General features: G+C 34.0%; 11 protein-coding genes. 4 read left to right on the top strand and 7 right to left on the bottom strand.

Annotated elements, in window-relative coordinates; genetic code table 11:
- Positions 1-29: 29 nt before the first annotated feature.
- Positions 30-776, bottom strand: coding sequence for a lysophospholipid acyltransferase family protein (locus C4F50_RS21680; RefSeq protein ID WP_194140735.1), 747 nt, complete (start codon positions 774-776; stop codon positions 30-32).
- A 126-nt stretch (positions 777-902) separates the two neighbouring features.
- Between C4F50_RS21680 and rnpA the strand changes: the two genes are divergently transcribed.
- The 4 genes from rnpA (at position 903) to C4F50_RS21700 (ending at position 4,630) form a co-directional block, all read left to right on the top strand.
- Positions 903-1,307: a ribonuclease P protein component gene (gene rnpA, locus C4F50_RS21685; RefSeq protein WP_194140736.1), complete on the top strand. Its 405-nt coding sequence runs from the start codon at positions 903-905 to the stop codon at positions 1,305-1,307.
- Between the two features lie 126 nt (positions 1,308-1,433).
- On the top strand, positions 1,434-2,183 hold the full coding sequence (locus C4F50_RS21690) for a DUF4349 domain-containing protein (RefSeq protein ID WP_228012106.1): 750 nt from the start codon (positions 1,434-1,436) through the stop codon (positions 2,181-2,183).
- 2 nt (positions 2,184-2,185) lie between these two features.
- Positions 2,186-3,823, top strand: coding sequence for a S41 family peptidase (locus tag C4F50_RS21695; protein WP_194140738.1), 1,638 nt, complete (start codon positions 2,186-2,188; stop codon positions 3,821-3,823).
- Between the two features lie 3 nt (positions 3,824-3,826).
- Positions 3,827-4,630, top strand: a complete 804-nt coding sequence (locus C4F50_RS21700; RefSeq protein WP_194140739.1) for an OmpA family protein — start codon at positions 3,827-3,829, stop codon at positions 4,628-4,630.
- A gap of 160 nt (positions 4,631-4,790) precedes the next feature.
- On the opposite strand, the gene C4F50_RS21705 is transcribed toward C4F50_RS21700, so the two are convergent.
- From C4F50_RS21705 to C4F50_RS21730, 6 genes are all read right to left on the bottom strand, one after another.
- Positions 4,791-5,237: a GNAT family N-acetyltransferase gene (locus tag C4F50_RS21705; protein ID WP_194140740.1), complete on the bottom strand. Its 447-nt coding sequence runs from the start codon at positions 5,235-5,237 to the stop codon at positions 4,791-4,793.
- A gap of 150 nt (positions 5,238-5,387) precedes the next feature.
- Entirely contained in the window at positions 5,388-6,029 is a 642-nt protein-coding gene (locus C4F50_RS21710) for a DUF1579 domain-containing protein (RefSeq protein WP_194140741.1), read from the bottom strand.
- A gap of 111 nt (positions 6,030-6,140) precedes the next feature.
- Positions 6,141-7,109 carry a DUF4837 family protein gene (locus C4F50_RS21715; RefSeq protein ID WP_194140742.1) on the bottom strand — a complete coding sequence of 323 codons (969 nt, stop codon included), beginning with the start codon at positions 7,107-7,109 and terminating at the stop codon, positions 6,141-6,143.
- A 47-nt stretch (positions 7,110-7,156) separates the two neighbouring features.
- Entirely contained in the window at positions 7,157-8,983 is a 1,827-nt protein-coding gene (locus C4F50_RS21720) for a lytic transglycosylase (protein ID WP_228012107.1), read from the bottom strand.
- Positions 8,984-9,102: 119 nt separating this feature from the next.
- Positions 9,103-10,290, bottom strand: coding sequence for a phosphoglycerate kinase (locus C4F50_RS21725; protein WP_194140743.1), 1,188 nt, complete (start codon positions 10,288-10,290; stop codon positions 9,103-9,105).
- 158 nt (positions 10,291-10,448) lie between these two features.
- Positions 10,449-11,414: a PorP/SprF family type IX secretion system membrane protein gene (locus C4F50_RS21730; RefSeq protein WP_228012108.1), complete on the bottom strand. Its 966-nt coding sequence runs from the start codon at positions 11,412-11,414 to the stop codon at positions 10,449-10,451.
- Positions 11,415-11,431 lie beyond the last annotated feature (17 nt).

The following is an 11,431-nucleotide window of genomic DNA, read 5'->3' on the forward strand; positions in this document are numbered from 1 at the left end:
GGGTTGTACGTTTTAGCTCGGACTAAAACTTAAACCTGTTTATACTCGTTTACTCCTTCTTTAACTGCTTTTTCAGTAATCTCCATCAGCTCATCAAATTTATAGTCTTTTACGGCCAAAGCTTTATGAGCAGTAAATTTTAAGTGATTTCCTAAACCAACAGGAAAAAAACCAAATTTTACCATTTTCCAAGAATTATTGATACTTACAGGCACCACATACGCTGAGGGCGCATATTTACATAAAATTTTTAAACCGCTTTGCGCAAATTCTTTAGGTTTTCCCGTTCTGCTTCTTGTTCCTTCTGGGAAAATAACAGCAGCTCTTGTGTATTTTTCGATATATTCTGACAAGCTTTTGATAACAGGTATCGCTTGTTTAGGGTCTTTACGGTCAATTAAGACAGAGCCGCCGTGTTTTAAATTAAAAGAAACACTCGGAATTCCGCTGCCTAATTCCTTCTTACTTACAAATTTACAATGAAAACGTCTAAAGTACCAAATCATTGCTATGATATCGTACATACTTTGGTGATTGGCCACAAAAATGATCGGAACTCCTTTCGGAATTGTATCTGCATTTTCTATCGTATATCTTGTTCCTACTAAGTTAGTACATTTTAAAAGAAAAAAGTTCAAGTAATCAACACTCTTTTTATGAGCCTGATAACCAAATAAGTTTAAGCAGATCCACTGAATGGGATGAAAAACAACCAAACACAAACTAAATAGCAAATAGTAAACTGCCGAGATTGGATACGAAATTATTTTTTCCATGCTTAAAAAAATTAATGCGCAAAAGTAATAAATATATTTTTAGCGGTATAAAAATCGAAAACAATAACCGCTTTTATGGTTTAATTGTACCTTTGCCTCAGCATTTGCAAATTTTTTCTGAATTAAATGAACTTCACATACCCAAAAAACGAACGGCTTAAAAGCAAAAACACAATTGGATTACTATTTTCTAAAGGGAAATCGGTATCTAAATATCCGCTTCGTTTGGTTTATACTGCTAATGAAGAAAATGCAGATGAAAAGATAAAGATTGGTGTTTCGGTTTCTAAAAAGTACTTTAAAAAAGCAGTTGATCGCAATTACTTCAAGAGAGTTCTTAGAGAAACGTACCGCTTAAACAAACATATTCTTTTGGATAATGTTAAAGAGAACTATTCTATAATGTTCTTTTACCAAACAAAAGACCGTTTGTCTTATGCCGAAATCAATACTAAAACGATACAATTGTTTGAAAAATTTCTAGAAGCAGTTAATAAACCTAAAGATTCTGAATCTAAAATTGAATTGTAAATTCAATCTGGAAGATATTTATTCAAAATAGACAAAAAAATCGTAGTTTTAGCTCTAAATTGAAATTTTATGCGTCCTATTTTCTTTTTATTTTTTATTCTCTTATTCTCTAACTGCGAAAAAAACATGGAAGCATCTGCTGATATGAAAATTGCCACAGTTAAATTACCTCCAAGGCAAGATTCAGATTCTAAAGATAAACAGCTTCCTAATGAAGTTTCTCAAAAAATAATTAAAACGGCTAATCTGCGTTTTGAAACAGATGATCTTGAAAAGACCTATTCTGAAATCCAGAAAGCTCTTGCGGTTAGTAAAGGCACCATTTTAAACGATTCTCAAGGAAAAGATTATGGAAGTGTTTATAGAAATATAAGATTGAAAGTTCCGAGCCAGAATTTTGACATTTTTATTAACGATATTTCTAAAGGAGTTTCTTATTTCGAATCAAAAGAAATCACGGCCGAAGACGTTACAGAACAATTTATCGACCTGACTTCAAGATTAAAAACAAAGAAAAAACTTGAAGAGCGTTATCTTGAAATTTTAAAAAAGGCTACTAAGGTTAGTGAGATTTTAGAAATTGAAGAACAGATTTCAAATATTCGCGAAGAAATAGAAGCAAAAGAAGGAAAGCTTAAATATTTGGAAAGCCAAGTTTCTGAAAGCACTATTATAATACAATTTTATAAAACAACTGCCGAAAAAGAAGGTGTTAAAATATCTTATGGTTCAAAACTGTGGACTGCTATTAAATCCGGATTTTTCAGTTTATCCGATTTTTTAATTGAACTTCTCAGCGTTTGGCCTTTTGTCCTTATATTTTGTGTATTAGCCTATTTTATTAGAAAAAGATTTAAAAGAAGAAAAAAAGAATAATCATGTATCCGTATTTCAAGAAGAAATTTATTATACCTGTCGCAGCGGCAGGAATGTTGTTTGTTGGAACCAGTTTTAAAGAAGATTTTTTTGAAATTGCCAAACAAATCGAAATTTTCACAACTTTATTCAAAGCCGTGAACACTAATTATGTAGATGATACCAATCCCGGAGATTTGATGGACAAGGCGATCAAAAGCATGTTGGGAAGTCTGGATCCTTATACAGTATACTTTAATGAGCAGGATGTTGTTAATTTTAAGATTAATAATACTGGTGAATATACTGGAATCGGCGCTTTGATTTCGCGAAAGAAAGATCGTTTAATCGTTCGCGAACCTTATAAAAATTATCCTGCTGACAAAGCGGGGTTAAAGGCTGGTGACGAAATTATTCAGATTGGCGATATTTTAATTGCTGATTTTAAAGATGATGCTTCTTCTTTATTGAAGGGAACCAAAAACACTAAAATCAATATCAAGTACCTTCGTCAAGGAAAAGTGAATACAACGGTTTTGGTTTTGGATGAAGTAGACATCAAATCGGTTCCTTTTTACGGAAAAATTGATGATAAAACGGGATATATTGTTTTAGCGCATTTTAGCCGCAAAGCTTCTAGTGAAGTAAAAGAGGCACTTGAAAAACTAAAAGCCGACGGAGCCACACAAATTGTTTTAGATTTGAGAGGAAATCCAGGCGGACTTTTAAACGAGGCAATTGACATCTGTAATTTATTTGTACCCAAAAACGAAGTTATTGTTACCACAAAGTCTAGAATTGAGAAACACAACAATACTTATAAAACACAGAAAGAACCTGTTGACACTCAAATTCCGTTAGCTATTTTAGTGAATGGCAGAAGTGCTTCGGCATCTGAAATTGTTTCGGGTGCGCTGCAGGATTTGGACCGCGCTGTAATTTTGGGAAGCAGAAGTTTTGGTAAAGGTTTGGTACAACGTTCTGTTGACCTTACTTACGGAACGCAGTTAAAAGTAACTATCTCAAGATATTACACGCCGTCTGGAAGATGTATTCAAGCATTGGATTATGCGCATAAAGACAAAAATGGTGTGGCTCAAAAAACGGATGCCAAAAACTTTAATGCTTTTAAAACCCGAAAAGGAAGAACTGTTTATGATGGCGGTGGTGTTTTACCGGATATTGAATTAGAAGAAGCGAAAACAAGTGCCATTGCAACGGCATTAATTAAAAATGATGGTGTTTTTGATTATGCTACCAGCTATTATTATAAAAACCCGAATCTTGGAGATAAGATTCCGACTCTTACAGATGCAGATTATACGGCTTTTAAACAATATTTGAAAACGAACAAAATTACTTTTGACACTGAAACTGAAGTGGCTCTGAAAAACACTTTAGCTGCAGCAAAAAATGAAAAAATAGACGAGACTATTGCACCTGAATATCAGCAGTTATTAGCCGCTTTAGAAAAAAGCGAAACTACTTTATTGGACAAAAACCAAAAGGAAATCAAAAACATGATTTTGGAAGAGTTGATTAAAAGATACCAATACCAAGAAGGTTTGTATCAATATTACATCAAAAATAATTCTGAAATCAAAAGGGCTGTAAACGTATTAAATAACCAAACAGAATATAAAACGATTTTAAAAATGTAGTAAATGAAACTTACTCCGGCTTTACTTTTATTTATTTTTTATACAGTATCGGCGCAGCAAAAACCTGTTGAAACCATTTATTTTGAGTTTGACAAATATGATTTGACATCAAAACAAATAAGTGCTGTAACCGATTTTGTAAAAAATATAGATACTTCAAAAGTAGAGTCTGTTCAAATCTATGGATATTGTGACGATCGGGGTAATGATGATTACAATTTTAGATTGTCTAATAATCGCGCTTATACGATTCAAAACCTCTTACTGGGCTGCGGGGTGAGCAGGAGTAAAATAATTATTCTGGAAGGAAAAGGCCGCGTAGTCATTAAACCCGATACAGTCGAGAATCTTTATGAAACGCGTTTACGCAATCGACGGGTCGATTTGATTGTAGTTAAAAAGAATAGTTTCGGAAAAGATATTCATTCTTCTTTTAAGGACAATCTAAAGGTTGGCGACAAAATATATTTAGAGTCTATTTTGTTTGATATTGGAAGTGCAAAGTTGACTCATAGTTCTAAGAAGGTTTTAGACAAAGTTGCGGTTATGCTTCAAAATCATCGAAATCTAAAATTTGAAATCCGAGGACATGTTTGCTGCACTCCAGAAATTTATGCGGACGGAATTGATAGAGACACCAAAGAACGAAGACTTTCCTGGAATCGCGCCAAAACTGTTTTTCACTATTTGATGGCAAAAAAAGTATCCAAAAGCCGTATGACTTATTTGGGATGCGGCAACAGATATCCGTTAGGAAAAGGTGATCATTACGATCGGCGGGTGGAGTTTTTAATTACTAAAGTATAGCTTGATTTTAAGTTTATAAATACTGAATACTTTAGATACCACGTTTTTTTTTTCTAAAGTTTTACTTTAACCTATTGGTTCAAAAAATTGTTTATCAGGTAATTATTCTACATTTTTAATTCATTGAATATTCTAATGCAATAATATTGCAAATTGTTTTTTATCCTCGAATCATCTCAATATGCGGAATATCATCTTCTAAATACATTTCGCTGGTTTGAATAAATCCGTGGCTTTCGTAAAACTTCTTCAAATACAATTGCGCGCCAATGGTGATTTTTTCTTTATTAAAATTAGATTTTATTCCCGCAATCGCTTCTCGCATCAAGTCGTGCCCCCATTTTCTGTCTCTGTAATTTTCATCTACCACTACTCTGCCTATTGAGGCATTGTAGAATGAGATTCCGGCATCAAACAAACGGGAATAGGCTACAATTCTGCCTTCAAATTCACCAATCAGGTGTAAGGCTTTCTTGTCTTTGCCGTCAAGATCCAAATAAACGCAGTTTTGCTCTACTACAAAGATTTCGCTTCGCAATTTCAGCACATCGTATAGTTCATCAACAGTTAATGCCTCAAAAGGCTTTATTTTCCATTTTAATTCCATTTTTCTTTATTTTTTTGCCACGAAGGCACAAAGGCGCTAAGGTATATTATTTTTAAAGTTTAAAATATAAGGCACAAAATCAATTTCACATTAAAATGAAAAAAACTTTGTGCCTTTGTTTCTTTGCAGCTTTGTGCCTCTTAAAAAAATTTATTTCTTCGTCATTACAATTTCCATACTTTTATATTCCGATCCGTTTTTTACATCAAACATTTCCATTTTACGGGTTTTGGCATCAACAATGGTGTAGACTTCTCTGTAGGGAGCTTTTTTTCCGTTCACCGGATTTACTACTTCTCCTTTATATTCTATTGTTTTCGATTTTTCGTCATATTTTCCAACAGCAACCATCATTCCTGTTCCCATATTGTCAATAAAAGTAGTTGTAAATTCTTTACTTGCATTATTAAAAGCCAAGGTGCTCTTCCCTTCAAAAGGTCCACCCATTATGGTTCCTTTGTAATCGGATTCCTGATAGCGTCCGCCCAGAATCATTTTAATAACAGCTGTTGAATTTGCTTTTTCTGGTTTTCCATTGGGCTCATACCAAAACGTCATATCACAATTCCATGTTCCCGCTTCGTCTGCCATGAGTTTATGTTCGTTACCAGGTGTTGCATATGCCTGCCAGGCTTTTGCTTGTGCTGCAGAATCTACCGGTTCTTCGGCGGACACTGCTTCTGTTTTAATACTGTCGGTATCTTTTACAGTTACAACTTCGGTTTTAACTTCTTTCTTGCAAGAAATAAAACACAAACTGATTAGTACGATTGTTAAGATTAGCTTTTTCATAACTATTTGTTTTAATGTTTGTTACAAATAAAATTACGAAAAAAAACATGTTCTTTCACGTTTCAGTCCAAAGCATTGTATTACCAAAACCGAAACATGAAACCAAAACTACTATCGTTTATCAATTTTAACTGATTTTATAATTGCTTCTAAATCGAGCATTAAATCTCGTTCTTGATTGGAAGGCGAGTAACAGAAGCCTTCTATCACCAAAAGGCGATTATATCTTTGGTCGACTATTGCATAATTAATAAAAGGACCGGCCATAAAATCATTCTTTAATTCCCAGTTCCCTTTTGTCTCAAAAGCTTTTTTTCCGTCTAAGGTAATGTTTGAAAAATAAGGTGCATACGCTTCACCAGTAATCATGCGCGTATTGGGTTCACGGCCTTTAATATATCTGCCTACCGAATCACGCATTTTAATAATACTTCCGACAACATCGTTTTTCATTTTAAAACTGCGCAGTGGAATCTGATAAATTAAAAGACTGGTATTGCCGCTGATAATATCTTTTTTGAGCCAAATAAAGTTTTTCTTATGGAGCATGTATTCATAACCGGTCGGAATTTGAAGATCGACATGAAATTTATTTTTAATCACTGCTGGATTTAACAATGATTTGCTATTGTCCTGCTGCACTTTTTCGATTTCGGCATCGCGAATCATTTTGATAATTTCGGCCGAATTCAATTCGATACTGCAGATAATATCGTCTACCGATTTGCCATAAATTCGAAATGTATTATGGGGCAGGGTTTTGCTGTGAAGAATTTCAAATTTATCCGCTGCAGCTTTTTTAACTACAATGATACTGCGGCTGTCTGTAACAAAGCCTTCAAGTAATCGTGCTGGATATTGATTGATTGTAAAAAGCGGTTCTTCTTGTGTAAGCCCAAGAACCGGCGATGCAAATTTGTTTCGGATACTGTCTCCTACTTCCCCATACCATAATTGGTCGTCAATAATGATCGAGATGGTATTGGTTTTACCAGAAATGGGTTCTGATTGCTTGTCATTTTTAAGACAAGAAACAAAAAACAATGAAAGTATAAGCAATAAAAAATGGGTTTTATTCATTTTTTTAATTTATGAAATAAAACCCAAATTTAAATAAGATTTTTCTTTTATCCGTTTATTTTAAGTTTCATTCCCGGTTTAATATCTTCATCTTTAATTCCGTTCCATTTTTTAATATCTGAAATGGTTACTCCAGGATATTTTTTTGAAATACTGTATAAAGAATCTCCTTTTTTAACGTAATAATCTTCGCCTAAACTTTTAGCAGAAACTGCTTTTTTCTTGAATGAATCAACAGAATTTGAAGCAATAGCTGTTGTTGTTGGTTCCTCTATTTCTGTAACTATTTTAGAAACTACTAAAGTCTTTCCTAAAACAATATTATTAGACGCTAGATTATTTAATTCTTTTAAGTCAGCAATAGTCGTACCGAATTTTTTAGCAATGCTTCCTAAATTGTCACCAGCAGCAACTGTATACTCTACAGTTTGTATAGAAACTTTTTCTTTGTCGTCTGCAGATGCAAGAGCTTCTTCTGTATTTTTCTCCATAGCCGGTAGCGCTTTAGGCTCTTTTACCACTTTTGCAGAAGCATCAACATCCGATTTAATTTTTAAAGTTCTGCCTAATGCAATTGCATTGGATTTAAGGTTGTTCCATTGTTTTAACTCCGTAACATTTACGTTGTATTTATCGGCAATTGCTCCTAAATTGTCTCCTTTTTTAACTTTGTAAAATTGAATGTCTTTTGCACTTTCTACCGCTTCTCTAACTGGTTTTGCTTTTGGGCCGATTTTAGCCGCTAAACGAGCTGGAATTGTTTTAGACAATGATTCGTGCTGTACGTAAGCATAAATCTTGTCTTCGTTTGAAACGAAAGTTGCTATTTTGTCTTTTGGGAGACGAAGGAAATTTTGTTCGCCATGATATGCCGGAACGACATTTAACTTATACGATGGATTTAAAAGCTGCAGCTGCGATTGCGGCATGTCTAACAAATCAGCAATTTGTTTGAATGACATTTGATTTTTTATGGCAACTGTATCTGTCTCAAAGTTTTTTACGACAGCTCTTTCTGGATTGATTCCGTGTTCTTTGTGGTACTCAAAAAGATACATTGTTGCATAAAATGCCGGAACATATCCTTGTGTTTCTTTTGGAAGATTGTTACGAATATCCCAATAACCTGTTTTTCCTCCAGAACGGCGAATTGCTTTGGTAACATTTCCTGGCCCTGAGTTATAAGATGCTAAAACCAATTCCCAGTCGTTGAAAACGCTGAACATTCTGTTCATGTAATCTGAGCAGGCTGCGGTTGCTTTAAGAGGATCGCTTCTTTCGTCAATATAAGAATCAATTTTTAAAGCGTATTGTTTTCCGGTTCCATACATAAACTGCCAAAGACCGGTAGCGCCCATTTTAGAAACTGCTTTAGGATTTAAAGCAGATTCTACAACGGCCAAATATTTTACTTCCAACGGAATGTTTTGTCTTGCAAATGTTTCCTCGAATATTGGAAAGTAGTATTCTGATAAAGCCATTAATCGAGAGAACGATTTTTTACGGTTCTTAAGGAATGACTTTATTACATTTTCTAAACCTTGATTGTACTGGATTTCAAAAGGTGACTTTTGATTCATTGCAGCCAGACGCTGTTTGAGAAGTTCTGTCGGCAGTTCTTCATCAACGGTAACGTCTTTATTGATGGTTTGAATGTCTTTGGTCAAGTCATCATAAATATCCAGACTTACTAATTCTTTCATCCATAGACTGTCTACTTTTGAAGCTAGATCGTCTTTTTTGAAAGTGCTTTTAATAGAATCTAAATAAGAAAGCTTAACCATTGGTTTTAGTTCCAATTCTGTTTTAGCAGTTTCCTGTGCAAACATTGTCATTGAAAATAAAGCCGAAACCACTAATGATAATCTTTTCATTACAATCATATAACATTTTATTAAAATTCTATAAATCAAACGATTATAGAAGTGTTACTTTTGCAAACTTAAGCTCTTTATCGAAGAAAACTATGTAAAAAAATGTTAATTGTGATATTTTAGTCTAAAATCGCAGCGATTCCAGGTAAAACTTTTCCTTCTAACATTTCCAGCATAGCCCCGCCGCCAGTAGAAACGTAGCTCATTTTATCTTCAAAACCGAACTGTTTTACAGCAGCAACAGAATCACCTCCTCCAACTAGAGAAAATGCTCCTTTTTCTGTTGATTCTGCAATAAAATCACCTAAAGCGATCGTTCCTTTAGAGAATGTTTCCATTTCAAAAACTCCTAATGGACCATTCCAAAGAATTGTTTTGGACTCTAGAATTACTTTTTTGAAGTTCTCTAATGATTTTGGACCTGCATCAAGACCCTGCCATCCGTCAGGAATTGCAGTTACGTCTACTACTTGTGTATTTGCTGTATTTGAGAAATCGTCTGCAGCAATAACATCAACTGGAATGTGTACTTGTACGTTTTTCTCTTTTGCCAGTCTTAAAATTTCTAAAGCCAAATCTAATTTATCATCTTCACAGATCGACTCACCGATTTTTCCTCCTTGTGCTTTAACGAATGTAAAAGTCATTCCGCCTCCAATAATCATGTGATCTACTTTATCTAAGATATTTTCGATTACAGTAATTTTAGAAGAAACTTTAGAACCTCCAAGAACTGCTGTTACAGGTTTTTCGCTGTTTTTAAGAACTTTGTTTAAACTGTCAATTTCTTTAGCCAATAATGTTCCGAAAGTTTTATCGTTTGGAAAAAATTGTGCTATAATAGTAGTTGATGCGTGTGCTCTGTGAGCGGTACCAAATGCATCGTTAACATAAATATCTCCAAGAGAAGCTAATTCTTTAGCGAAAGCTACATCACCTGCTTCTTCTTCAGCATGAAAACGTAAATTTTCTAATAATAAAACTTCACCTGGTTTAAGATCTTTTGCCGCAGACTGAGCTGGTTCTCCAACACAGTTTTCTGCAAACTTTACCTCAACTCCTAAAATCTCAGAAGCTGTTTTTAAAATATGTTTTAAAGAGTACTTTTCTTCAGCACCTTTTGGGCGTCCTAAATGAGACATCAAAATTACACTGCCTCCTTGAGCTAAAATAGTATCAATGGTTGGCTTAGCTGCTTCGATACGCGTTGTATCTGTTACATTAAAATTTTCATCTAAAGGCACGTTGAAATCAACACGAATAATTGCCTTTTTATTTTTAAAATCGAAATCATTTAAAGTTTTCATCTGCTAAATTTTTTAATTTTTTGAAAGAATAACAAATATAGAACTTTTATAGTAGTATAAATTTCTAAAAACTAAAAATATCGCGGCAATAAAAGCGAAAACGTTGTAATTTGTGAAAAATAAACAAATTATGTTCCTAAAATGACAAAAAAGGTTTTTTAATCTCGAATTGGACTCTGCGTACAAGGACAGTTACTAATGGACTGTAAGAAATCGAAACCAATAGTAATAGAATGCGTACCTGAATTGTAAGAAGAAAGACCGTTGAACATAATTTGATACGAGTATGCAAAATAGAACTTAGATTTCATGAAACCAGCCATTGGACTAATCGATAATGGTTTTGGAAATTGATCGTTTAAGAAACGATACGAAACTCCAACCCAATAATAATCTTCGTAACGGTTGTATCTACGGTATTTAAAGTTAAAATCGGTAGTCGAACGCTGGTCACTTGCAAAGTATTGGTAAAATACAGACGGCTCGTATTCGATACGTCTGTTTTCTCCATCTTTAAAAGTAAATCCTGAATAGACTTGGTAATTTGAAAGCAAATCTGGTTCATTTACCCTTTCTATATTAACATTTTTCTTTAAAACGTTATTGGCATTAAAACTAATGTAAAATCCTCTATTACGGTATAAAGCACTTAAATCAAAGTTGTTGTTGGCTGAGTAACGTCTGTCTGTAATAGGCGGCGATACTCCGTTTTGATTTACAAACTGATCTACATCAATTTGAAAGCTATTGAAGTTATACGAAATACCAAAAGATAAGTATTGCTCTGTACGATAATCCAAAATCAAGTGGTGTGCAAAAGATACTTTTGCTCCGGTTTGTCTTGTATATCCATTTTTATCATTGTAGATAGAAATACCAACACCCGAACGGTCCAAGATTCTAAAATCGGCATAAAGAGACTGGTTGTCCGGCGCATCTTTGATTCCGACCCATTGTGTAAGACCATTAGCCCTAATTCTCAAGTTGTCTCCAATACCAGCATAAGCCGGGGAAAGGATAAAAGGGTTGTCTGCCAAATATTGGGTAAACACTGGTAGGTTTAACTCTTGGCTGTAACTTGTTGTTACAGCCATGAGTACTAGGGATAAAAATAATCTTTTCATTGTAATAATTTTTTTAG

It is taken from the genome of Flavobacterium hungaricum (assembly GCF_015182285.1).
GTDB lineage: Bacteria > Bacteroidota > Bacteroidia > Flavobacteriales > Flavobacteriaceae > Flavobacterium > Flavobacterium hungaricum.